The sequence below is a fragment of the Streptomyces sp. AK08-02 genome (assembly GCF_033795085.1).
Taxonomy (GTDB): Bacteria; Actinomycetota; Actinomycetes; order Streptomycetales; family Streptomycetaceae; genus Streptomyces; species Streptomyces echiniscabiei.
Genome location: NZ_JARAZV010000025.1, coordinates 125,613 through 149,285, shown reverse-complemented (window position 1 = coordinate 149,285; position 23,673 = coordinate 125,613). Strand labels below are relative to the sequence as shown.

The window sequence follows — 23,673 nt, the reverse complement described above, 5'->3', positions numbered from 1 at the left end:
CCGACAACGCGTCAACGTGCTGTTCGCGATGCTCCGCGACGGCACGTTCTACGAACCCAGAACCCCACGCCTCGCTTGACCAAAGACATAGAGGCACCCTCCGGGAAGGACTCCCCATGCATCGCGAGGAGTTGCGCCCAGACCGGCTTGTTCGCACAGCCGGGTGCCGTGGTCGGCACGCACACAGGGAGCCCGCCGAGGTCGCACGCCAGCTTGTATCGAGCATTTGACACAAGATCCCGGTCGAGGCATCTTGTACCCACCGCTTGATACAAGATGATCTGGGGGGATCTCCATATGCTCGACACCGCCCCGCTCCAGGCACAATTCCTCGACCACGTCGAGTACTTCGCCCGCTGGTCCGGCCTGGCGATCGGGATCGTGGTCGCACAGCAACTGATCGAGATCAACAGCGGCGACATCGCGATGCCCCTCGTGTTCGCCATCACCGCGTTCGGCCTGTGCGCGGTGGGCGGTGTCCTGCTCGGCGACGCCCTGACCCTGCGTCCCCAGGAAGCCGTACGCACCGCGAGTCTCGCCCCGCGACTGGTCCGGGACCAAGTGCCGCCCCGCATGGCGCCGTTGCTTCTACTGCAGGCGGCGTCCCTCGTCGCTCTGCTGGTGATCGGCGCGTTCACGGCCTCCGACCCCACTCGGGCGGACAGAGCGGGGCGGGTCCTCACCATCACCTGCGAAGGAATGCGCACCTCCATGGGCCCCTGGCCCGGCCTGTACTACAGCGGCCCCATGTTCGCCGCCCTCGCGGTCGGAACCCCCGTCTGTGTCTGGGCCCTGCGCCGTATCGCCCACGGCCAGGGCGACGACCAGCAGCGCCGCGACCGGGCCTGGGCGATCACCGGAGCCTGGGGACTGCTGGTGTCGAGCCAGGTACTGCTCGTCGCGCTGATGATCTTCGTCGCGCTCACGGAGGAGGCCTGCGCCGGACCGCTGGGCGCCGCCGCCATCATGGCGGTCAGCCCGCTGAGCCTTCTCGGCCTGTTCACCTTCGGATGGTCGCTGGTCACCGTGGTGGCACCCCGCGCGGTCGACGACGAGCCCGCCGACGAAGGGGCCTTCACCGATGAGTGACCCCGCCGTCCGCGTCGACACCACCAGCCAGGTACCGCCGTACGAGCAGATCCGCGCCCAACTGGCCGCACTGATCCGCACCGGCCGACTGGTCACGGGCGAACGCCTGCCGACGGTCCGCCAACTCGCCGCCGACCTCGACCTGGCCCCCGGCACCGTGGCCCGCGCCTACCGCGAACTGGAGGCCGCCGAGCTGATCCGCACCCGTCGCGGCGCGGGCACCCGAGTGGCGGCGCTCCCGTCCGGGCCCCACGCCCACGACGCAGACCAACTCACCACCCTGGCAAGGGACTTCACTTCCGCCGCCCGCGCGCTCGGTGCCGAAACCGAGGACATCCTGACCGCCGTCCGCGAGGCCCTGGACCCGGGACCGGCCTCCTCGCCGGCCACCACCGACAGCCGAACGGGCGGCCCCAAGACAGCCGGCGTCGGCGCGGGTCGCCGTACGGCATAGGGCTGGTCCGGCGAATCACGCTCAGGCGGGGCACATCTCGTTCAACTCATGGACAGAAGTGTCCGGAGCAGATCTGTACGAACCAGGACACGAACACCGACACTGACCCTTGAATCCAACCCAGGGGGACAGAAATGCCGGAGCCGACACCCGAGGAAGCGCTGGCTGCCTACGGAAGCTTCGTCCAGCAATGTCAGAATCTCACCGACAGCCATCGAAACGACCCTCCGTCCGCCGCCCATGTGCACTCCGCCCAGGAGCTGTTGAAGAGCGCTGTCGCCCTCATCGATGTCCTGGACCGGCTCCCTGCGACGGTCCAGACCCAACCGCTTCCGAAGAGTTGGGAGGTCGCCACCGCCCTGCAGCTGGCCGTGCCGACCCTGCTGGTCCACTCCGGTTACGTCACTCCGCCCATGCCAGCCCTCCCCGTCCTGCTCGGTCAGCTGACAGGAGCCGCTCTCGACATCTCCGCAGGGGTCGCGGAAGGCCGGCTGCGCGACGCCGAACAGGCGCTGACAGAGATCAACCAGTACATCACCAGCGCCCAGCACACCGTCTCCGACACCGACACCGACGCCGACCGGCACTCTTTCGTCCGTGGGGTGCTGCGCGTTTCCCGCCGCCTGCTGCCGTTCGTCACCACTGCCACCGTTGTGGCCTGCGCGCCACTGCTGCTCCCGGTCGCAGGCGGCATCACCGCCGCCCTGTTTTCCGTCGGAACCTCCGTGGCCGGCATCCTGCTGCCGTCAAAGGACGAGCTCCACGACGCCTTTCACGAGCAGCCGGGCTCCCTGACCGTCCCGCAGGCCGAGTTGCTGACGGAGGCGGCCGATATCGCGCTGACCGAAGCAGAAATGTGTCTGCGGATCCGTGACGGTGCCTCCCGGCGAGCCTGGGCCCTTCGGGCCTACGAGGTCGCCATGCACCACGTCGACGCTTTGCCGAACACCGGCGATCCCGCCCCCAGTGAGACCGTGCAACGTCTCACCGATCGAGCCGCACGCATACGAGCCACCCTCGACGCTCTTCCGCCACCCGGCACCCGATCCCCCGCCATTAGCACCCGCCGCAGGCCCCGAGTCCGCTACTCCCTGCAAACCAACGGCGCCGGAACCCAGTCCTCCGAACCCCAACCCCCTCCCCCCTCAACCCCCACTACTCAAAGCCCCAGCATCAAGGATCCCGGCACCCAGCAGATCCCCAGGAGCAATGGCCCCGTCGGTCTCTGACTTCCCGCACAGCCACCCCCTCTACTACTCGGGCCATCAGCCCGGCGCCCGTCCCGACCGGCAGATCCCGCCGGCCGGGGACCGGCCGGGGACCGGCCGACAGGGTCCCCCCGTTCAGAGGCTGTCGGCGCTGATGTCGCCGTGGCTGGTGGTCGCTCGGATGTCGAGTTGGGCGGCGGCGCCCTCGGTGTTCCGGAGGGCGTTGCTGATACGGCCGTACGCGGTGCCGGCGTCCAGGGTCGCTGAGACTCCTCGGGCGGCGCCCACCGTGATGTCGCCGGACTCTGTGCGCAGGACGACCGTGCCGCGTACCGCCTCGCTGATGCGCAAGTCGCCCTTGTGCGTACGGAGTTCGCCGGGGCCACCCATACGGCCCACGGTGATGTCGCCGGCCTGGAGGGTGAGGCGGGCGCCGTCGGTCTCGTCGAGCTTGACCGTGCCCCGCGCACCCTCGTAGGTGACATCCCCGAGGCGTCCCACGCCCCGTAGGTCCGCGTCGGCCGTCTTCGCCTCGACACGGGAGCCGGCGGGCAGTTGGACGGACACCTCGACGGACCCGGAGTGGCCGAGGAACTGACTCTTCGCCGGTGCGGCCTCGATCCGCAGGACGCCGTCTCCGTACTCGACCCTCATCTGCTCCGCCGCCTTCACGTCACGGCTCTTCGAAGGATCCGCCGGCAGCACCTCGACCGTCGTGTCGGTGCGGTCGGCGGCGATGAACCGGATCCGGCCCGCGGGGACGTCGAGAACGGCCAGGACCGGGGCGGGGGTGTCGAACTTCTGCATCATGCTCTCCTTGACTGGGCTGACCGAACTCGGCCGCGCTCCGCTGTTTCCAACAATGGAAAAGCTACGTTGCGTTCAAGAATTCAGCAATCACTTCATTGCGAATGAGAGCTGTAACTGCAGCTCAGAGCCAGGAAATCGTTGCACTGGATAGCAATCTAACGCAACATCAGGGGCCTGCATTCGTTGCAATGAATTGCTAGCTAACGCTACACTCGGGCGTCAGGGATCAGCAGGCACAGCAAGCCCAGCAAGCACAGCAGGTACAGGAATCACGGAGGAGACCCGATGCCCGGAGGCAGGCTCACCCAGCCCGAACGTCAGCAGATCGCGCTGGGGCTGGCCGACGGTCTCGCCTACGCGGAGATCGCCAGGCGTCTCGAACGCCCGACGTCCACCGTCACGCGCGAGGTGATGCGCAACGGCGGCCCCACCTCCTACCGCGCCGACGTGGCCCACCGTGCCACCGAACGCCGCGCCCACCGGCGCCGGACCACCCCACCCCGGGGACCGCGGACGCCCGCCCCCGCCTACGGACGCGACCCCGATGCCGTGCGCGAGTTCGAGGAGGTGTTCACCAGCGTCCTCACCGCGTCCGGCATGCCCACGATGATGTCCCGGGTGATGGCCTGCCTCACCCTCACCGACTCCGGCAGCCTCACCGCCTCCGAACTCGTCCAGCGCCTCGACGTCAGCCCGGCGTCCGTGTCCAAGGCGATCGCGTTCCTGGAGAGCCAGGGCATGGTCCGCCGGGAGCCGGGCGAACGGCGCCGCGAGCGCTATGTCGTCGACGACGACGTCTGGTACGACTCGATGATGGCCAGCGCCCGGTCCACCGCCCAGCTCGTCGGGATCGCTCGCCAGGGCGTGGGCGTCCTCGGCTTCGGCACCCCGGCCGCCGCCCGTCTGGAGAACATCGCCCGGTTCCTCGACTTCGTCTCCGAGAGCATCGCCCGCGCCGCTCAGCAGGCCCGCGAGATCCTGCACACGAAACCCGAGGCGGTGACACCGTCGAGCGATGCCGCCGCCGAGCCCCAGCCCGAGCCCGAGGCCGACTCCGTGCCGGTGCCGGTGCAGGTGTCCGAGGACCGGTGACGGCCCCCCGAGTCACCTTCGACCGTTCAGTCAGCCGGCCCCTCAATCAGCCTGCTCCGCCTGCCGGGTGACGTGTCGTCAGCCATCCGTTCGCCCCCGCTCCGAGGTGGACCTCACGCGGGCCGCGGAACCCGAGGGACCGCAACTGGTCCCCGTGGCGGGGGGACAGCGTGACCGCGACGGCGGTCGCGGCCTCGTCGTCGACCGCCCGCAGGCCCGGCGCCAGTAGATCGGCGGCGACGGTGTGGTCCCAGGCGCTCGTGTCGTCCAGCGCGCCGACGATGAACACCTTCCAGTGCGGCAGGTCGGGTCCCACGTCCTTCAGCCACATCGGCAGGGCCGGGGGGTCCTGGCGGCCGGTGGCCAGCTCGCGGGCGAGCAGGCTGCTGAAGCGGGTGTCGGGCGGCTCGGAGCCGACGCCGGGCGGCAGCCAGACGGCGGCGGCGAGGAGGCCGCCCTCCTCGCGCTCGGCCACCCATATCCGCCCCTCCTCCAGGGCGTAGTGGGCCAGCACCAGTCGCATGGTGCTCCGCGTCTGCTCCCAGTCGGGCGCCGAGTCGCCCGAGGGCTTGAGGGCGGGCGAGGCGATCATGCGCACCACGGCCGGTACGTCCACCAGTTCCGCCGCGCGCACGGTCGTCCAGGGGCGCAGGTGCGTCGGCGCCATGGTCATGGTCATCGTCATGCCGGTGTTCTCCGTTTCAGGCCGCCCGGCCGGTGCCGGCCAGGATCTGGGTGGGGTGCGGGCGAGACACCCGCAGGTCGAGGTCGAGGTCGAGGCGTACGGAACGGTTGCCGTGGGACTCGGGCTGGAGCCGGGGCTCGGGCCGGGGCTCGGGCTGAGGGCGGCTCAGCAGGACCACGCCCCGGCCCGCCGCCACCGCGCCCGCCACGGCCAGCAGGGTGCCGGTACCGCCGTACTGGAAGCCCTCCCCGAGCAGCGTCACTCCGATGGCGGACGCGGTGACCGGGTTGACGAGGGTGAGCAGGGCCAGGGGACCGCCGAGGCCGCTGCCGTACGCCTTCTGGGCCAGCAGCAGTCCGCCCGCCGCGAAGGCGACCGTGAGGACGGTGACCGCCGCCGCGCTCCACGACAGGGTCGGACCCACGGCGAGCTTCTGGGCCAGTGTGGAGCCGACGGCGGAGGCGATGCCGGAGGCCGCCGCGTAGGCGAGGCCGGCGCGGGACGAGCGGCCCGTGGCCAGGCTCACCAGCACCGCGACGATCGCGGCGGCGGCCAGCGCGACCAGCAGGACCTCGTTCGTGCTCAGGGCGCTGTCCGACGTACCGCCCGAGGCCGTCACCGTCAGGAGCGCGGTCAGGCCGGCCAGCGTGAGGGCCATGCCGCGCCACTGGGTGCCCGAGGTCCGACGGCGGGCGACCAGCGAGCCCAGGGGCACCGCGACCACGAGGGTCAGTACGCCGAGGGGCTGCACCAGGCTCAGCGGGCCGTAGCGCAGGGCGACCACGTGCAGCAGCGCGCCACCGGCGTTGAGCAGGACCGCCCACCACCAGGAGGCGCGGACGAGCGCGCCACGCAGGTTCGCCGTTCCGGCGGCGGTCCGCTCCTGGACCACCGCGGCCGTGGCGTAGCAGAGCGCGGAAACGAGGGAGAGGGCGACGGCCAGGAGTACTGGGGAGCTCGTCATCACATATTCCCATCGATACGAAACGGTTTCGTACCGACAAGTTACGGGGGTACCGATCGAAACGCAAGCGTTTCCTTAGGGGAGATCGGCGCCGGATCGACCACCTCGACATCGCGCCTGGTCACGGACTCGACACGTCCGGATAAAGACCGAATTCACCAGCAACCATCCCGCCCCGGCATCGTCTTACAAGCGCAGAGGGTCACGCACCACATCACGCACCACCAGCGAATCCGGGGGGATTCATGTTTCGCACCATGCGTATCGGTCGGCCACTCGTCACAGGAACGGCCGTCGTACTGATGTCACTGGGAACGGTGGCCGCCGCGCCCGCCGTGTGGGCCGCGCCCGGCGCCCCGACTCCGTCGGCCGGGCCCTCGCAGACCTGCTGCAGCACGACCCTGTCCGTGGACGGGCCCGCCGCCGTGGGGCTGGACGGACAGCCCGTCGGGTTCACCGAGAAGATCACCAACACCTCCGCCACCGAGACGCAGGACCTCTTCCTCAACCTGGTCGCGGACGCCGGGGTCGGCATGCCCGAGAACGGCCTGGGCATCTGGTACCGCACGGACGCCGGGGCCTGGAAGAAGGTGGCGCTGGAGTACAGAAGCGGTTCGTTCCAGGGGGCGTTGCCGTTCACCGTCACGCTCGGCCCGGGCGAGAGCCGCGTCGTCCACCTGCGCTTCGGGCTGCCGATGGGCGAGCCGCACAACGGCGACAGCGACGGCGGCGCCACCTCCGTCAAGCTGACCTCCTCCGTCGGGGCCGCCGACGGTTCCTGGGTCCTCCAGGCACGTGACGTCCGTACGATCGCGGTCAAGGGCATGTCCGCCGCGTTCACCGGCGTACCCGCGACGGCCGTGCCCGGCGGGGCGCCCGTCGAGTTCGAGGCCGTCGAGGGCAACCCGACGGCGTCCGAGTACGTCAACGTCAACAGCGTCCTGTTCACCGACCGGTACACCACGGTCCGGGTGAAGCGGGGCGGCGCCTGGGTCACGCTGGCACCGGTCGTCTCGAAGGCCGAGCCCGACACGTACGGCTACTACCTGCGCGACCGCGACCACCGGGCCGCGGTGGGCAGCAGCGACTCACTCCCGGTCCGGGTCTCCTGGAAGAAGGGCGCACCGCTCGGAAAGACCACGCTGAGCCAGAGCGTCATCGTCAACGAGGGCTCCGTCCCGTTCCGGGGTACGTCTCTGGGCACCTCGTCGGCCCAGGTCAAGCTGGTCGGCGGTACGTCGGCATCACCGACCCCGACGACAAGCCCGACCTCGACGACAAGCCCGACCTCGACGCCCTCCAGCGGGGCCTCGACCGGGGCCACCCCCTCCCCCACGGCGACCACGCCCACCCCCGCCGCGTCCACCACCTCTCCGGCGAAGGCGACCACGGACACCCGGCTGGCGAGCACCGGCAGCGACAACGGCGGCGCGATCGTCCTGTCCATCGGCGGCGTCTGCCTGGTGTTCGCCGGAGGCTCCCTGGCCGCCTACACCCGGCTGAGGCGCCGGGCGTAGGGCGTAGGCGTGGGGCTTGGTCGAAGGCCGCTGACGTACTCGTACTCGCACGCGCACGCGCACGCGCACCGAGAGGCGAACGCGTCAGCGGCCCAGCCACCCCCTGCCCTCTGCCCCCCTGCCCCTCAGCCGGCGAACACCGCCGTGCCGCCCTGCGTCAGCTTCCAGTTGGTGACGGCGAAGTCGGCGGGGTTCAGGGTGCCCTTCGTCGTCACGTAGTCGATCATCAGCTGGCGGATCTCGTTGGTGGAGCTGTACGCGATGTCGGCGGCGGCGATGTGCGGGTAGCCGCTGCCGCCGTTGGCGCGGTAGTTGTTCACCGCGACGACGAAGACCTGGTCGGCCGTGACCGGGGCGCCCTTGTAGGAGAGGTTCTTGATCCGGGAGCCCTCCGCCGCGGCGATGTCGATCTCGTAGTCGACGCCGGCGGCCGTGTCGTACATGTAGTCCCAGAAGCTGTTGGCGTTCGTCAGCGTCGCGGTGTCGACGGCCGTGCCCACCGGCACCTGGTGGTAGTACCTCGCCGCGAACTCCAGGTAGTCCTTGAGCTGGGCGCCCGTCAGCTTCTTGCCGTACAGGGTGTTGTCGTAGATGTAGAGCCCTGCGACGTCGCGGATGCTGACGTCACCCTTGGGGATGTCCGCGCTGCGGCTGAAGGGCGCGGCGACGGAGATGAGGGGGAGGGCCGCGTCCGCGGTCGACAGGCCGGTGGCCACGGTGGCCATCTGGACCTGGTGGATGAAGTCCATGACGGGTACGTCCTTCCAGCACGCCTCCGCCGCCGAAAGGTCCGCCGTACACGTGCCGACAGCCGTGTTGACGTACTTCACGACGAGGTCGTGGTCGGCCTTGAGCAGCCTGGTGATCTGCTCGTCCTCCGCGACGGCGTTGCTGTTGAGCGTCTTCGCCTTCGTGCTGGTCACCTTCCACTGGCCGCGCACGAGTTCGAGCTCGAAGTCGAAGACGGTCAGGCGCATGCCGTAGCAGTACGGCTCGGAGAGGACCACGTCCTTGCCGGTCGTCTTGTTGGTCACCGTGTAGGACGACACCTCGGTGTGCGTGTGCCCGACAAGGATCGCGTCGATCCCGGGCACCTGCTCCGCGACCAGGTTCGACGCGTTCTCGACGTACGGCAGCTCGGTCCCGTACGACGAACTGCCGTCCAGGCCCGAGTGGTCCGTGAGGAAGACGACGTCACAGCCGAGGGCGCGCATCCGCGGGACGTACTTCTTCGCCTGCTCGACGAGGCCCGTGAACGTCATCTTCCCGGCGACGTTGTCCTTGTCCCACAGGGCGATCCCGGGGTTCGTGAGGCCGAGGATGCCGACCTTGATGTCCGGCGCGCCGGGGACCCGGATGCGCTTGACGGTGTACGGCTGGAACGCGGGCCGGAGCGTCTTCGCGTCGAGGGCGTTGGCGCCGAGCAGCGGGAAACGGCACTGGCTCTCGAACTTGCGGAGGGTGTCGATGCCGTAGTTGAACTCGTGGTTGCCGAGGGCGGCGGCGTCGTAGCGCATGGCGTTCATGGCGACGGCCATCGGGTGCTCGGGCGCCCGCTTGCCCTTGGTGCCAGTGCCGTCGATGGGGTCCACGCGCGCGTAGTAGTACGCCAGTGACGTGCCCTGGATGATGTCGCCCGCGTCGACGAGCAGGACGTGGTCCTCACCCTTCTCCGCGCGCTGCTGCTTGATGAGGGTGGCCACGCGGGCGACGCCGACCGAGTTGCCGGCCTTGTCGGTGTAGGCGGCGTCCGTGTAGTAGTCCCAGTCGAAGACGTGGCTGTGCAGGTCGGTGGTGCCCAGGATGGAGAAGGTCCACGTGCGGGGCGGCTTGCAGTGCGCGTCGGCAGGGCGGTCGGCGGCCTGCGCGGGGGCTGCCGCGACGGTCCCGGCGGCGGCCACGGCGGCGCCGGTGACGGCCGACTTGTGCATGAACTGGCGTCGGTTCATGGGCGAGATGGGCATGGGGACTCCTGGGCAGTCGGCGTCGGTATCGGTGTCGACATCGGTGGCTACACGCGTAGATCGTGGCGGCACACCGGCCCACCAGGAACCAAGAACAGGCCATGACAGGCCATGTCCCGGTCAATTCGAGCGAAAGGAGGGGATCCCACCCGTCCAGTTAACCCCCCGTGCACCTTGTGTCAGTGGGGTAACCTACGCTGCTCTTCACCGTCTCCACACAGAGGCCGATCAGAGGCCAAGTGGCCCCGCTTCAGGGCACTTTCGTACCGGGGGGTTCGAAGTAATCGTGCACAGACGCTCTCTGTCGACCGCACTCGCGGTCGCACTCACTTTCGGTTCAGTCGCGCTCACGACCGGCGTGGCGAGCAACGCCGTGGCGGACGACCAGCGGGACCTGGGCATCGTCTCGTTCGGTGACATCGTCGTGGACGGTGTCCACCAGCGGGTCTTCGTCAGCGATCCGGTGAGCGACCGGGTCGTCATCACCGACTACCGGGGCAACTTCGTCGCCGAGGTGTCCGGTCTGCGCGGCGTCACGGGCCTGGAGCTCTCGCCCGACTCCCGCACGGTCTACGCGGCGGTGCCCGACGGCGTCGGCGACACCGGCGACGCGATCTTCGCCATCGACACGGTCACGGCCAAGGAGTCCGCCCGGTACGCCACGGGTGACGTCAACCCGCGCTCCGTGGCCCTCGCAGGCGGCAAGCTCTGGTTCGGCTACGGCGCCGCCGGCACCGGCAACATCGGCTCGGTCGACCTGACCGGCCCGGAGCACAAGGTCACGCTGGAGGCCGACGCGGCCAAGCCGTGGAGCGCCTCTCCCCTGCTGGACGCGGCGCCGGGCTCCGGCAGCCTGGTCGCGGGCCTCCCGGGCCTGGCCTGGTCCGAACTGGGTGTGTACGACGTCTCCTCGGGCACCGCGACCGCCACCGCGCGCAAGACCGTCGCGGGCAGCGAACTGCGCGACCTCGCGGTCACGGCGGACGGCGCGCGAATCGTCGCCGCCGCCCAGGACCCGTCCGACCCCGTGGTGTTCAAGACCTCCGACCTCACGGCGGACGGCAAGTACGCCGGCTCTCCGGGGTCGGCGAACGCGGTGGCCGTCGCCCCCGACGGCACGGTGGCCGCGGGCAACGACACGAACTTCGGCCAGGGTCTGCACATCTACAAGCCGAACCGCACGGCCTCCGTCCGGGACTACGACTTCATCAACGGCACCGGCACGGGCGCCCTCGCCACGGCGGGCCTCGGCTGGGCCCCGGACAGGTCCCGCCTGTTCGCGATCACGGCCCTGAACGGCACGTACGAGCTGCGTGTCCTGAACGACCCGACCAAAGCCGTCACCAGCGTCTCCGTCACGGCTCCGGTGAAGTCCGACCGAGCGAAGAAGCTGACGGTCAACGGCAAGGTCACCAGCAAGGTGACCCTCCCGGCGGGCAGCAAGGTGACGATCACCCGCAAGGACCTGGACGCCCCGAGCGGCCGGAAGATCGGCACGGCGACGGTCGCGGCGAACGGCACGTTCTCCTTCACCAACAGCCCGCCGGCCGGCGGCAAGGTGACGTACGTGCTGTCGTACGCGGGCGACGCCGACCACCTGGCGTCCTCCGGCTCGGACTCGGTCGACGTCTCGCGCGCGGCGACCTCGATCCGTCTCTCCAACAACGCGAAGACGTACGACTACGCGAAGAGCGTCAAGTTCACGGCGCACCTCGGCAGGACGTACAAGAACCGCAAGGTCGAGATCTGGGCCGACCCGTCCGGCTCCGACCGGCCGAACAAGCTGGTCAAGACCGGCACGGTCAACAGGAACGGCGACTTCTCGACCACGTACAAGCTCACCCGCGACACCCGCCTGACGGCACGGTTCACGGGCGACGCGCGCTACGCGCCCAAGACGGTCGCCAGCACGGTCTACACCAGGGTCAAGGTGTCGACGTCGATCAGCCGTCAGTACCAGAACAAGAACGTGTACGGCCAGACGTACGCCTACTTCCACCAGGCCACGACCCCGCTGTTCACGACGTCCATGACGGCCTACCCGCACCGCCAGCAGCGCCTCCAGATCGAGTACTTCTACGAGGGCACCTGGTTCAGCGGCGGCTCGAAGGACTTCACCCTGGACTCGGCCGGCATCTCCCGCGTGGAACTGGGCGGCACGCACGACGTCGGCTACCGCTTCCGCCTCCGCTCGTCGTACCTCGACGGCGTGTCGGGCGACAACGTGAACGCGACCACGCACGGGGCGTGGAAGTACTTCATCTTCACGACGTGAGCGAACCGGCCGCGCGCTGACGCGACAGAGGTGGGGCGCCCCGTGTACGGGGCGCCCCACCTCTGGTTCTCTCTGTCAGATGAACGAGTTGATCTCGATCGTCTCCGTGCGTCCCGGCCCGACACCGATCGCCGAGATCGGCGCGCCGGACATCTCCTCCAGCGCCTTCACGTACGCCTGGGCGTTCTTCGGGAGGTCCGAGAACGACTTGGCCTTCGTGATGTCCTCCGACCAGCCGGGGAGGGTCTCGTAGATCGGCTTCGCGTGGTGGAAGTCGGTCTGGGAGTACGGGAGTTCCTCGACGCGCTTGCCGTCGATCTCGTACGCCACGCAGACCGGGATCTCCTCCCAGCCGGTGAGGACGTCGAGCTTGGTGAGGAAGAAGTCGGTCAGGCCGTTGACGCGGGTCGCGTAACGGGCGATGACCGCGTCGAACCAGCCGCAGCGCCGGTCACGGCCGGTGGTGACGCCCCGCTCGCCGCCGATACGGCGCAGCGCGGCACCGTCCTCGTCGAAGAGCTCGGTCGGGAAGGGGCCGGCGCCGACGCGGGTCGTGTAGGCCTTGAGGATGCCGATGACCCGGCTGATCTTCGTGGGGCCGACACCCGCGCCCGTGCACGCGCCACCGGCGGTGGGGTTGGAGGACGTGACGAAGGGATAGGTCCCGTGGTCGATGTCCAGGAGCGTGCCCTGGCCGCCCTCGAAGAGGACCACCTTGTTGTCGTCGAGGGCCTGGTTGAGGACCAGGACGGTGTCGGCGACGTACGGCTTGAGCCGGTCCGCGTAGGTCAGCAGCTCCTCGACGATCTGCTCCACCTCGATCGCCCGCCGGTTGAAGACCTTGGTGAGGAGCTGGTTCTTGCCGTCCAGCGCCGCCTCGACCTTCTGGGTGAGGATCGACTCGTCGTAGAGGTCCTGGACGCGGATGCCGACCCGGTTGATCTTGTCGGCGTACGTCGGACCGATGCCACGCCCCGTGGTCCCGATCTTCCGCTTCCCGAGGAAGCGTTCCGTCACCTTGTCGACGGTCACGTTGTACGGGGTGATGATGTGAGCGTTACCGCTGATCAGGAGCTTGGACGTGTCGACGCCTCGCTCGTTCAGCCCGTTCAGCTCGGAGAACAGGACCGACGGGTCGACGACGACGCCGTTGCCGATGACGGGTGTGCATTCAGGTGTGAGGATTCCGGAAGGGAGGAGGTGCAGGGCGTACTTCTGATCGCCCACGACTACCGTGTGGCCGGCGTTGTTGCCGCCCTGGTAGCGCACCACATAGTCCACAGACCCGCCAAGCAGGTCCGTGGCCTTTCCCTTACCTTCGTCACCCCACTGAGCACCGAGCAGCACAAGTGCGGGCACGCGCGTACACCCCTTCCGGGCGGGGCATGTCCAAGGCCAGGGGTGTACGCGTCAGAGCTCACGGCTCATGCCTCGTACACCGGCGACCCTCGTCGGTCGCAACCCGTCGGACCCGGATGCCCCGGAATAGACCAAGCCCCTGGCGCAATAGCGCAAGGGGCTCTTGCACAAAGATGCTACCCGAGGAAGCGAGGCATGACCGAGGTGGCGACTTCCGACCAGCTTTTCGTGGTCATCGACCCGGTCGCCCGGCGGACGGACGGCGAGTCTGTACGAATCGCGAAAGACGTGCTCAGCGCGGGTGCGAGGACAAAGGTGTGCCTCCCGGAAAGTCCCGAGGAATTCGCTCGGGCACTGGCCAGGAGGGGGTCCCGCAGGCCGGTGGTGATCGGCGACGACCGCGCCCTGCTGCGTACGGTGGCCCTGCTGCACCGGCAGCGGGAACTGGCCGGATGCGCGCTGTCCGTCGTCCCGGTGGGCGCGCTCGGCGCCCTGTCCCTGGCCCGTTCGCTGGGTGTGCCCACAGGCGCGGTGGCGGCGGCACGGACCGTCCTGGAGGGCGTCGAACGCCGACTGGACCTTCTCGTCGACGACAGCGACGGTGTGGTGGTGGGCGCGGTGCGTATTCCGGCGCTGCGGGGGCCGGCCGACGCCGCCGGTGGGCCGGCGGACGAGGAGGTCGCCGGGGCCGCGTCCCATCCCTGGCTGCGGACCTGCCAGTCCCTGGTACGAACCCTGGCGACCCGGCCGGTCCGAGGGGCGCGGGGTCCCCGGACGGCCCCGGTACCGGGCAGCCTCGGGCCCTCGCGGCTGCGCGTCGAGGTGGACGGGGTGACCCTCGTGGACCTGGACCAGCCGGTGGAGGCGGTGACCCTGACCCCGGGAAGATCCGGCGGCGCACGGGTGGAGGTGCGTCCGGTGTCGGTGGGCGCGGAGGCGTCTCCGCTGGGCGCGGTGGGGTCACGGGTGACGGTGTCGGGGGCGGACTTCCGCTACCGGGCGGACGCGGGGCTGGTGAGCGGGCCTGTGCGGCGGCGGACGTGGGTGGTGCGGGAGGGGGCGTGGGGGTTGACGCTGCCGGGGTGAGTATTCAGCCCGTCCGGCGTTTGAGGACGAGGCCCCTTCAGGGCCGATGGGGGGTCTGGGGGCGCAGCCCCCAGGTTCAGGACGGGACGGGTAGGGGCGGCGGGGGCGAATCCAGCTCGTCCTTCAGCCCCACCCCCGTCAGCCCCAGCTCCCTCGCCCTTCCCATCAGCGCCGCCAGTTTCGATGCCGCCGTCTCGTAGGTCAGCCCCAACGGCGGCCTGATGTTGGACAGGCAGTTGCGGTCCGCGTCCGTGGTCGCACCCGGGCGCGGGGCGTACGTCAGGTAGGCGCCGAGCGAGTCCGCCGCCGACATACCCGGCCGTTCGCCGATCAGCACGACCACCATCGCGGCACCCATCGCATGGGCCACGTCATCGCCGAGGGCAACCCGCGCCTGCTCGGCCAGGATCACCGGCGCCACCCGCCACCCCGGGGGCAACAGTGCCGTCGTCGCCCGCACCATCGGCGCCGCGTGCTCGTGCACCGCCCGGCTGGACAGCCCGTCGGCCACGACGAACACCAGGTCCCAGTCACCGCCGGGGAGGTGCGCGCGGTCGATGTCGTCGAGGCGGCGCCCCAGGTCGGGGCGCTGGAGGTAGGTCAGCCGGTCACCGGCGGCGCTGCGTACGCGTACCGTCGGTTCGCCCGCCAGGCCGGCCGCGACGATCTCCGGCTCGAAGGGCGAGTGCACCGCGTCCCGGGCGGCGGCGTGCGCGGCCTGCAGTTCCAGGCGGTGGCGGGTGGGCAGGGCCGAGCCCGCGCGGCCGAGGCCGATCCTGGCCTGCGTGTGCCGCCGCAGCGCCGCCCACATGGTGAAGTCATCGGCCACTGAAGCAAGTTGACGATCCGTCATGCCGCCAGTTCCTTTCCTATCGCCGTCAGCGGATGTGCCGTACCGGAGACGTCCCGGATCGCTCCTCGCTCGTCCAGCAGGCCGATGCCGTCGAGCCATGCCTCGAACTCCGGTGCCGGGCGCAGTCCGAGGACTTCACGGAGGTACAACGCGTCGTGGTACGAGGCGGATTGGTAGTTGAGCATGATGTCGTCGCCGCCCGGTGTGCAGATCACGAAGGACGCGCCCGCGACCCCGAGCATGGTGAGCATCGTCGCCACGTCGTCGTCATCGGCGTCCGCGTGGTTCGTGTAGCAGATGTCCAGGCCCATGGGCAGGCCGAGCAGCTTGCCGCAGAAGTGGTCCTCCAGGGCGGCGCGGAGGATCTGGCGGCCGTCGTAGAGGTACTCCGGGCCGATGAAGCCGACGACCGTGTTCACGAGCAGCGGGTCGTAGCGCCGGGCCACCGCGTACGCCCGTGCCTCCACCGTCTGCTGGTCCACCCCGTGATGCGCGTCGGCGGACAGCGCGCTGCCCTGCCCGGTCTCGAAGTACAGGGCGTTGCGGCCGACCGTCCCCCGGTTCAGCTCCCCCGCCGCCGCGTACGCCTCGTCCAGCAGGCCCAGGGTCACCCCGAAGGAGGCGTTCGCGGCCTGCGTACCCGCGATGGACTGGAAGACCAGGTCGACCGGGGCTCCGCGCTCCATCAGGTCGACGCTCGTCGTGACATGGCAGAGCACGCACGACTGCGTGGGGATGGCGTACCGCTGGATGACCCCGTCCAACAACTCCAGCAGATCCCTCACCGCCCTCGGGCTGTCCGTCGCCGGGTTGATGCCGATGACCGCGTCGCCCGAGCCGAGCAGCAGTCCGTCGAGCAGGGCCGCCGCGACGCCCGCCGGGTCGTCGGTGGGGTGGTTGGGCTGGAGGCGGGTGGCCAGCCGTCCCGGCAGCCCGATGGTCGACCGGAAGGCGGTCACGACGCTCACCTTCCGCGCCACGGCGACCAGGTCGGCGTTCCCCATCAGCTTGGACACCGCCGCCACCATCTCCGGCGTCAGCCCCGGCGACACGGCGGCCAGCGTCCGGGCGTCCGCCGCCTCCGACAGCAGCCACTCCCGGAATCCGCCCACCGTCAGCGCGGCCACCGGCGCGAAGGCGGCCGGGTCGTGGGTGTCGATGATCAGCCGGGTCACGTCGTCGTCCTCGTACGGGACCACCGGCTCGGCCAGGAACCGGGCCAGCGGCACCTCCGCCAGCGCCCAGCGCGCCGCTACCCGTTGCTGCGCGGAGTCCGCGGCGAGGCCGGCCAGCCGGTCGCCGGAACGCTCGGGGCTCGCGGCGGCGAGCAGGCGCGCGAGGGAGTCGAAGCGATAGCGGTGGCCGCCGAGTGAGGAGGTGTACGTGCTCATGCCGGTGACGGTACGAGCCACGTGTTGCCGCCAGATTTCTAAAGGTCTGGTTGACAAACATTTAACGCCCCGACACCCTTTACCGACTCATTCGGGCTACAGAGTTCCACCCCGTTGGCAGTGTGCGGCAGGGCAACCAGGAAGGGGCCACCCGATGGCAGTGGACGAGGGCGTAGCCCCGGCGGAAGGCATGAGTACGGGCGCAAGTCCCGGCGAGGAAGGCACGGTTCACCGGCTGAAGCCGAACGCGATCGGGTTGCTGGGCGTGGTCTTCATGGCCGTCGCCACCGCCGCGCCGATCACCGCGATGACGGGCAACGTGCCCTTCATGGTGTCGTCGGGGAACGGCATCGGCGCCCCCGCGAGCTATCTGGTCGCAATGGTCGTCCTGGCAATCTTTGCCGTCGGCTTCACCTCCATGGCGAAGCACATCACGTCCACCGGCGCCTTCTACGGCTTCATCTCGTACGGCCTCGGCCGCACCGTCGGCCTCGCCTCCGGACTGCTCGCCACCTTCGCGTACGTGGTCTTCGAGCCCGCGCTGATCGGCATCTTCTCGACCTTCGCCACCGAGACCGTGAAGGACCAGACGGGCGTCCACGTCCCCTGGTGGGTGTTCGCGATCATCATGCTCGCGATCAATGCCACGGGTACCTGGTTCGGGGTGTCGGTGGCCGAGAAGCTGCTGGTGGTCCTCCTCGGCACCGAGGTGACGATCCTCGCCGCGATGGCCATCTCGGTCGCCCTGCACGGCGGCGGCCCGAACGGCTTCACCTTCGGCCCGGTCAATCCGGTCAACGCCTTCCAGGGCACCAGCGCCGGCCTCGGCCTCTTCTTCGCCTTCTGGTCATGGGTCGGCTTCGAGTCGACGGCGATGTACGGCGAGGAGTCCCGCGACCCGAAGAAGATCATCCCCAAGGCGACGATGATCAGTGTCCTGGGTGTCGGCGTCTTCTACGTCTTCGTCTCCTGGATGGCCATCACGGGCAACGGCGAGGCGGCGGCGGTCAAGGCGGCCTCCTCCTCGAACCCCCTCGCCCTGTTCTTCAACCCCACCGAGCAGTACGTCGGCCACTGGGCCGTCGTCGTCATGCAGTGGCTGATGATCACCGGCTCGCTGGCCTGCGGCATGGCCTTCCACAACTGCGCCGCCCGCTACATGTACGCCCTGGGCCGCGAAGGCGTACTCCCCTCCCTCAAGCGCACCATCGGCCGCACCCACGCCTCCCACGGTTCCCCGCACGTCGCCGGCCTGGTCCAGACGATCATCAGCGCCCTTCTGCTGCTCGGCTTCTGGGCCGCGCACAAGGACCCGTACAGCGGTACGTACGTCCTGCTGGCCATCCTCGGCACGATGGCGATCCTCGTCGTCCAGGCCGTGTGCTCCTTCGCGGTCCTGGCCTACTTCCGCAAGAACCACCCGGAGAGCCGCCACTGGTTCCGGACGTTCACGGCCCCGCTCATCGGCGGCGTGGCGATGCTGGCGGTGGTGGTGCTGCTGGTGTCCAACATGGGCGTGGCGGCGGGCACGGAGTCGGGCTCACTGGTACTCAGGTCGACACCATGGCTGGTCGCCCTGATCGCGGCGGTCGGCATCGGCTACGCCACCTACCTGAAGTACCGCGCCCCCGAGCGGTACGCGCTGCTGGGTCGGACGGTGCTGGAGGAGACGAAGGAGCGTTAGCCGTCAGCGGTACGGGAGTTGAGCACGTGAGTTGAACACGCCCCTCGGCCGGGGCCGACGCAGCACCTTCGGTACCGCCGGAACTCCAGAAGGGCGTCCGCCGGAGCGGACGCCCTTCTGGCCGCGCGGCGGTACCGAGGCCGACTCAGGGTGAGCTGACCGGCACCTCACCCGTTTTGTCCGCGACGCCAATTCCCAGGAGTGCGCTCTTGGTTGTTCCAAGGTAGACGAGACTCGACGAGTCGAAGACCCAGGCGTAGCCCTTTGAGGAGCCCTGGAACGTAAGGCCGACGCCCTCCCGCCCCGCGGCGTCCTTGACATGGCTCACGACGCGCACGTCGGGGAGCTTGGCGATGGCGCGGTAGATCGCGGCGCTGAGGTCGGGCAGCAGAGTGGCGTCGTCGATGATGGCCCCGAGGTTCTCGACGACCACTTCCGTGAGGCGGCTCGCTTCCACGTTCTTCGCATCGCCGGAGAGCTGCTTCAGCAGCGCGTCGGGATCGGTGGGCAGAGCCTGAAGCTGCCGGAAGGTCAGGTATCCGACACCTCTCATGTCCATGACCATCTTCTTGGACGGGTCGTTGAGCGCGACGCCCTTCCTCAAACCGTCCCGCTTGCCGTCTACCGAATCCCATTGCTCTCGTCGGACGGACCCCTTGTACTCCTCCACCTCGAAGGTCCCCTTGCGCTTCGCGAGCTCTTCGAAATCGCGGAAGTCAACGCCCAACTCACCTGCCGGCCCTTGGGACTTGGTGTAGATGTACTGGTCGCCGCGTACCGGGACCGCCGGGCGGTCGGCCGCCGCCAGGGCGATCCGGTCCAGCAGCTGCGTGGCTTTCCGGTGGTCGTCCGCGGTGACACCTGCGGCAGCTGTGTCGCGCCGGCCGTCCTGTGCGCCGTCGACCGCCACCACGCCCAGGCTGACGACGGCGGCCAGTGCCAGCGGGGCCGCGACGAGAACGAGGCGCCGCCCGGGGTGTCGGCGTGCGGGGGGCACAGGTGATGCGCTCGGTGATGGGTTCGTCGCACCCGACTGCTCGTGGGTGGTCTCGTGAGTGATCTGCTCCATCAGGTGTTCCCTCAGTACGCGGTGGCGGTCCTGCGCGAGCACCGGACGGCCCGGCGCGGGCAGCAACTCGGCCAGATCCTGGTAGTCGACCGGCTGATCGCGTCGTCGTGGGTTGGTGTTCATCGCTTCTTCTCCTGCGTGGACCGAGCCGCCTGATGGCGGCTCACCGGTAACTGTCCGACCGTTGCCGGGCGTTGCACTCGGCTCTGTCCGATGGCGTCCTCCGCGCCGTTGTCGCCGCCTGTGCCGCCGTCGAGTTCGAGCTCAGTGAGCTTGCGCAGGCGTTTCCTCGCGCGCGAGAGCCGGGCCCGTACGGTGCCGACGGCCACGCCCAGGGCCTCGGCCGCTGTGGCGGCGTCCAGGCCCTCCCACACGCAGAGCGTGAACACCTCGCGCTCCCCGCGGCGCATCGTGCTCAATGCCTTCTGCGCGGCGGCCAGTTCCTCGGTGTCGGCCAGGCGCTGTGTCACCTCGTCGGCGAAGTCCGGCACGGGATCGGGGGGCGGCACTCTGATGAGCGCGGCCTGGTGTCTTCGCGCCGCCCGCGCGGTGTTGCGTGTGACGTTCGTCGCGATCCCCAGCAGCCACGGGCGCAGGCTGTCGTCACCTGGAAGCACCCGCTCACGCAGCCGCCATGCCTCCAGGAAGGTCAGCGACACGATGTCGTCGGCCATGACCCAGTTGCCGGTCATCCGGACGGCGTGCCGGTGGACCACCGACGCGTGCTCGTCGAAGAGTTGCCTGAACGCATCCGGATCCCCGGCTCGCACGCGGGCCCGCAGTGTAATCTCCACACTCCTCCCTGTCCGCCGCGAGGACCGCGCTGCGGTGATCCGCGTCACACCATGACGGACCAACCCCGCAGTGCACATCACCGGACCGCTGCAACCATTCCGGCTTCTCGGACCATTCGCCAGTGACGAGCCCGGGGCCCCGATGCGCTCCAGCGCGTGGTTGAGCCTGGTAGTGAACCGCGCGTAAGGGGTGGTCAGCCGCGGGAACGACTCAGCGACAGGCGCGGGACAGCGTGCCGTCAGGAACCCTGCCCGAAGGTCCTCGCCCGCTCCTCGCGCCACCGATCCATCAGCTTGGTCAGCTCGCCCTCCAGGTACTCGAAGAAGGCGAGCGTCTCGGCGATGCGCTGACCGCCGGGACTCTCGACGCCGAGGCTGTCGACGCCCACGCGCAGGGTCTGACCCCAGCGCTTGAGGACGGCGTCGCGGTTGGTGATCGCCTCGTACCACTGGTCGCTGTGCACCCGGTACCGCTCACGCCGCGAGCCGGGTTCGCGCTCCCGCGAGACCATGTGCACCTGGGAGAGGTAGCGCACCGCGCCGGAGACGGCGGCCGGGCTGACCTGGAGCTGTTCGCCGAGTTCGGCCGAGGTCAGGGCGCCGGCGTCGGAGGCGAGCAGCGCGGCGAAGACGCGGGCGGCCATGCGCTGCATGCCGGCCTCGACGAGCTGGGCGGCGAAGCTCTCGACGAACCGGGACACCGCCTCGGGGTCCCGCCCACTCCCTGTTGCACCGGGTTCCGTCATACGCAAAGCGTAACCGTCATTCATACGCTTCCTTAACTTCACAAATTTCTGAAGTAAGCGTACGTTCGGAAACATGACGAAGGCCAGACCCGCCATCGAGGTTTCCGGACTCCACAAGTCGTTCGGCAGGACTCACGCCCTGGACGGTCTCGACCTGACCGTCGAGACCGGCGAGGTGCACGGCTTCCTCGGGCCGAACGGCGCCGGAAAGTCCACGGCGATCCGTGTCCTGCTCGGCCTGCTGCGCGCCGACTCGGGCACCGCGCGGATCCTGGACCGGGACCCGTGGGCGGACGCGGTGGAGGTGCACCGCCGGATCGCGTACGTCCCCGGTGACGTCACCCTGTGGCGCAACCTCTCCGGCGGCGAGGTGATCGACCTGTACGGCAGGCTGCGCGGCGGCGCACTCGACAAGGGCCGCCGGGCCGACCTGATCGACCGGTTCGAGCTGGACCCGACCAAGAAGGGCCGCACGTACTCGAAGGGCAACCGCCAGAAGGTGGCGCTGGTCGCCGCGTTCGCATCGGACGTCGACCTGCTCATCCTCGACGAACCGACCTCAGGACTGGACCCGTTGATGGAGGAGGTCTTCCAGAGCTGCGTGGAGGAGGTCCGGGACAGTGGCCGTACGGTTCTGCTCTCCTCCCACATCCTCAGCGAGGTCGAGGAGTTGTGCGACCGGGTCAGCATCATCCGCAAGGGCCGGACCGTGGAGAGCGGCTCGCTCGCCGACCTGCGTCACCTCACGAGGACGAGCATCACGGCGGAACTGGCCGGCACGCCCAACGGGTTGGCGGGTCTCCCCGGCGTCCACGACCTCGACGTACAGGGGCAGCGAGTGCAACTGCAGGTGGACACCGACAAGTTGGACGCGGTACTGCGTTCGCTCACGGAGTCGGGCGTACGGTCCCTGAGGTCGACGCCACCGACGCTGGAGGAGTTGTTCCTGCGTCACTACCAGGACGAAGCGGTGACCCGATGACCGCCGTCACATCGGCCCTGGCGGGCCGGAGGACCGGCGGCGGCGCACGTCAACTCGCCGGTACCGCAACCCTGTTGAGGTTCAACCTGCGGCGCGACCGGGTGATGATCCCGGTGTGGGTCGCGGTGACGGCCCTCATGGTCCTCTCCCTCCCGGGCTCCCTGGAGAGCGTCTACTCCACCCCCGCCGAACGCGCGGACATCGCCCGCCAGATGCTCGCCAACAGCTCACTGCGGGCCACGTACGGCCCGGTGTTCAGCGACTCGATCGGCGGCCTCACCGCCTGGCGCATCGGCGGCTACGCGGCGATCCTCGCCGGCATCATGAGCCTGCTCGTCGTCGTGCGGCACACCCGTGACGAGGAGGAGAGCGGACGCCAGGAACTGATCTCGTCGGCGATGGTGGGCCGCCGGGCCCCGCTGACTGCGGCCCTGCTCACCGCCCTGGTCGCCGACGCCGTCCTCGCGCTGCTGATCGCGGGCGGCCTGGCCGGCCGGGGTGCGCCGGGGGCACTGGCGCTGGGCCTGGGCATCGCAGGCGTGGGAGCGGTGTTCGCCACCCTCGCGGCGATCGTCGCGCAGTTCACGGAGAGCGCGCGGCTGGCGAAGGGCCTGACGGGCGGCCTGCTCGGCGTGGCGTTCGTGCTGCGCGCGGCGGGCGACTCGGCGACGAACGACGCCTCGTCGCCGCTGACTTGGGCCTCGCCGATCGGCTGGCTGGAGAACGTACGGCCCTTCGCGGACGAACGCTGGTGGGTGCTGGGCCTGTTCGTGGCCGCGACCGCGCTACAGGGCTGGCTGGCCTACGAGTTGGCGGGCCGCCGGGACGTCGGCATGAGTTTCTTCCCGACCCGGCCGGGACCGGCGACGGGCCGCCTGGGCACGGCGGGCGCGCTGGCCTGGCGGCTGCAACGGGGCGGTGTCGTCGGCTGGAGCATCGGGTTCCTCACGGCCGGGGTCGCCTTCGGCGGGCTGACGAAGGGCGCGGCCGACCTGGTCGGCGACAACGCCAGGACCCGGGAGATCGTCGAGCGGATGGGCGGCCAGTCGGGCATCGAGGACGCGTTCCTCGCCACGATGGCCGGCATGTTCGGCATGGTGGCGGCGCTGTACATCGTCTCGTCGGTACTCCGGCCGCACACGGAGGAGACCTCCCAGCGAGCGGAACCCCTCCTCGCGAACGCGGTGAGCCGGCTGCGCTGGGCCGGGGGCCACCTGGTGATCGCCTTCGGCGGCGCGGTACTGATCCTGCTCCTGAGCGGCCTCGGCCTGGCACTCGGCTACGGGGAGGAAGCGGGCCCGATCCTCGCGGCGAGCCTGGCGCAGGTCCCGGCGGTGTGGGTGGTCGGCGGACTGGCGGTCCTGCTGTACGGGGTCTGGCCCCAACTGTCCGTCGCGGCCTGGGGAGTTGCCGGGTTCGTCCTGCTGGTGGGGTGGATCGGACCGGCGCTGGACGTACCGCAGGGGGTGCTGGACCTGTCACCGTTCGGGCATCTGCCGAAGCTGCCGGGCGGGGAGATGAGCTGGACCCCGGTACTGCTCCTCACGGCACTCGCGGCGGGACTGGTTGCGGCGGGGGCGGCCGGACTGCGGCGCCGCGACCTGTCGACCTAGCTCACCCGAAGCGGCCAGAGAGGCCGATCACCGCGTAC

The 23,673-nt window shown here is 69.8% G+C and carries 20 protein-coding genes; 10 read left to right on the top strand and 10 right to left on the bottom strand.

The window, feature by feature from the left end; all coding sequences use genetic code 11:
- Positions 1-297 precede the first annotated feature (297 nt).
- The 3 genes from PV734_RS40385 (at position 298) to PV734_RS40375 (ending at position 2,772) form a co-directional block, all read left to right on the top strand.
- On the top strand, positions 298-1,089 hold the full coding sequence (locus PV734_RS40385; protein ID WP_319092819.1) for a hypothetical protein: 792 nt from the start codon (positions 298-300) through the stop codon (positions 1,087-1,089).
- Entirely contained in the window at positions 1,082-1,543 is a 462-nt protein-coding gene (locus PV734_RS40380) for a GntR family transcriptional regulator (protein ID WP_415924346.1), read from the top strand. The genes PV734_RS40385 and PV734_RS40380 overlap by 8 nt, the downstream gene beginning before the upstream one ends.
- A gap of 134 nt (positions 1,544-1,677) precedes the next feature.
- The gene (locus PV734_RS40375; RefSeq protein WP_319294410.1) at positions 1,678-2,772 is read left to right on the top strand and encodes a hypothetical protein; all 1,095 of its coding nucleotides are present in this window, start codon (positions 1,678-1,680) and stop codon (positions 2,770-2,772) included.
- A gap of 114 nt (positions 2,773-2,886) precedes the next feature.
- Here the strand turns inward: PV734_RS40375 and PV734_RS40370 are convergent, their stop codons facing one another.
- Positions 2,887-3,558, bottom strand: coding sequence for a DUF4097 family beta strand repeat-containing protein (locus PV734_RS40370; RefSeq protein WP_319093051.1), 672 nt, complete (start codon positions 3,556-3,558; stop codon positions 2,887-2,889).
- A 288-nt stretch (positions 3,559-3,846) separates the two neighbouring features.
- Here PV734_RS40370 and PV734_RS40365 point away from each other — a divergent pair, with 288 nt between their 5' ends.
- Positions 3,847-4,653 (top strand): GbsR/MarR family transcriptional regulator, encoded by an 807-nt coding sequence (locus PV734_RS40365; protein WP_319294408.1) that lies wholly within the window; start codon positions 3,847-3,849, stop codon positions 4,651-4,653.
- A 46-nt stretch (positions 4,654-4,699) separates the two neighbouring features.
- On the opposite strand, the gene PV734_RS40360 is transcribed toward PV734_RS40365, so the two are convergent.
- Entirely contained in the window at positions 4,700-5,338 is a 639-nt protein-coding gene (locus PV734_RS40360; protein ID WP_319294406.1) for a hypothetical protein, read from the bottom strand.
- Between the two features lie 16 nt (positions 5,339-5,354).
- The gene (locus PV734_RS40355; protein ID WP_319294404.1) at positions 5,355-6,302 is read right to left on the bottom strand and encodes a hypothetical protein; all 948 of its coding nucleotides are present in this window, start codon (positions 6,300-6,302) and stop codon (positions 5,355-5,357) included.
- A 257-nt stretch (positions 6,303-6,559) separates the two neighbouring features.
- Here PV734_RS40355 and PV734_RS40350 point away from each other — a divergent pair, with 257 nt between their 5' ends.
- The gene (locus tag PV734_RS40350; RefSeq protein ID WP_319294402.1) at positions 6,560-7,819 is read left to right on the top strand and encodes a hypothetical protein; all 1,260 of its coding nucleotides are present in this window, start codon (positions 6,560-6,562) and stop codon (positions 7,817-7,819) included.
- Positions 7,820-7,944: 125 nt separating this feature from the next.
- Here PV734_RS40350 and PV734_RS40345 read toward each other — a convergent pair whose 3' ends face one another.
- Positions 7,945-9,783 (bottom strand): bifunctional metallophosphatase/5'-nucleotidase, encoded by a 1,839-nt coding sequence (locus tag PV734_RS40345; RefSeq protein WP_319092825.1) that lies wholly within the window; start codon positions 9,781-9,783, stop codon positions 7,945-7,947.
- 286 nt (positions 9,784-10,069) lie between these two features.
- Between PV734_RS40345 and PV734_RS40340 the strand changes: the two genes are divergently transcribed.
- Positions 10,070-12,058 carry an Ig-like domain repeat protein gene (locus PV734_RS40340; protein WP_319092826.1) on the top strand — a complete coding sequence of 663 codons (1,989 nt, stop codon included), beginning with the start codon at positions 10,070-10,072 and terminating at the stop codon, positions 12,056-12,058.
- A gap of 75 nt (positions 12,059-12,133) precedes the next feature.
- Here PV734_RS40340 and PV734_RS40335 read toward each other — a convergent pair whose 3' ends face one another.
- The gene (locus tag PV734_RS40335) at positions 12,134-13,417 is read right to left on the bottom strand and encodes an adenylosuccinate synthase (RefSeq protein WP_319092827.1); all 1,284 of its coding nucleotides are present in this window, start codon (positions 13,415-13,417) and stop codon (positions 12,134-12,136) included.
- Between the two features lie 195 nt (positions 13,418-13,612).
- On the opposite strand from PV734_RS40335, the gene PV734_RS40330 reads away from it, so the two are divergent.
- Entirely contained in the window at positions 13,613-14,503 is an 891-nt protein-coding gene (locus PV734_RS40330; protein ID WP_319294400.1) for a diacylglycerol kinase, read from the top strand.
- A gap of 76 nt (positions 14,504-14,579) precedes the next feature.
- Here the strand turns inward: PV734_RS40330 and eutC are convergent, their stop codons facing one another.
- Both eutC and PV734_RS40320 read right to left on the bottom strand, forming a co-directional pair.
- The gene (gene eutC / locus PV734_RS40325; RefSeq protein WP_319294398.1) at positions 14,580-15,356 is read right to left on the bottom strand and encodes an ethanolamine ammonia-lyase subunit EutC; all 777 of its coding nucleotides are present in this window, start codon (positions 15,354-15,356) and stop codon (positions 14,580-14,582) included.
- Positions 15,353-16,747 (bottom strand): ethanolamine ammonia-lyase subunit EutB, encoded by a 1,395-nt coding sequence (locus PV734_RS40320; protein WP_319092830.1) that lies wholly within the window; start codon positions 16,745-16,747, stop codon positions 15,353-15,355. Before PV734_RS40320 ends, eutC begins: the two co-directional genes overlap by 4 nt.
- Positions 16,748-16,901: 154 nt before the next feature.
- Between PV734_RS40320 and PV734_RS40315 the strand changes: the two genes are divergently transcribed.
- Positions 16,902-18,431: an APC family permease gene (locus PV734_RS40315; protein ID WP_319294396.1), complete on the top strand. Its 1,530-nt coding sequence runs from the start codon at positions 16,902-16,904 to the stop codon at positions 18,429-18,431.
- Between the two features lie 145 nt (positions 18,432-18,576).
- On the opposite strand, the gene PV734_RS40310 is transcribed toward PV734_RS40315, so the two are convergent.
- The 3 genes from PV734_RS40310 to PV734_RS40300 all read right to left on the bottom strand — a co-directional run bounded on the left by PV734_RS40310 (position 18,577) and on the right by PV734_RS40300 (position 21,040).
- The gene (locus PV734_RS40310; protein ID WP_319294394.1) at positions 18,577-19,623 is read right to left on the bottom strand and encodes a CU044_5270 family protein; all 1,047 of its coding nucleotides are present in this window, start codon (positions 19,621-19,623) and stop codon (positions 18,577-18,579) included.
- Entirely contained in the window at positions 19,620-20,294 is a 675-nt protein-coding gene (locus tag PV734_RS40305; protein WP_319294392.1) for an RNA polymerase sigma factor, read from the bottom strand. The genes PV734_RS40310 and PV734_RS40305 overlap by 4 nt, the downstream gene beginning before the upstream one ends.
- Positions 20,295-20,533: 239 nt before the next feature.
- Complete coding sequence (locus PV734_RS40300; protein WP_319092834.1) at positions 20,534-21,040, bottom strand: GbsR/MarR family transcriptional regulator; 507 nt, start codon at positions 21,038-21,040, stop codon at positions 20,534-20,536.
- 73 nt (positions 21,041-21,113) lie between these two features.
- Between PV734_RS40300 and PV734_RS40295 the strand changes: the two genes are divergently transcribed.
- Together PV734_RS40295 and PV734_RS40290 are read left to right on the top strand one after the other, a co-directional pair.
- Positions 21,114-22,022: an ABC transporter ATP-binding protein gene (locus PV734_RS40295; protein ID WP_319294390.1), complete on the top strand. Its 909-nt coding sequence runs from the start codon at positions 21,114-21,116 to the stop codon at positions 22,020-22,022.
- Positions 22,019-23,635 (top strand): ABC transporter permease, encoded by a 1,617-nt coding sequence (locus PV734_RS40290; RefSeq protein ID WP_319294388.1) that lies wholly within the window; start codon positions 22,019-22,021, stop codon positions 23,633-23,635. Before PV734_RS40295 ends, PV734_RS40290 begins: the two co-directional genes overlap by 4 nt.
- Positions 23,636-23,673 lie beyond the last annotated feature (38 nt).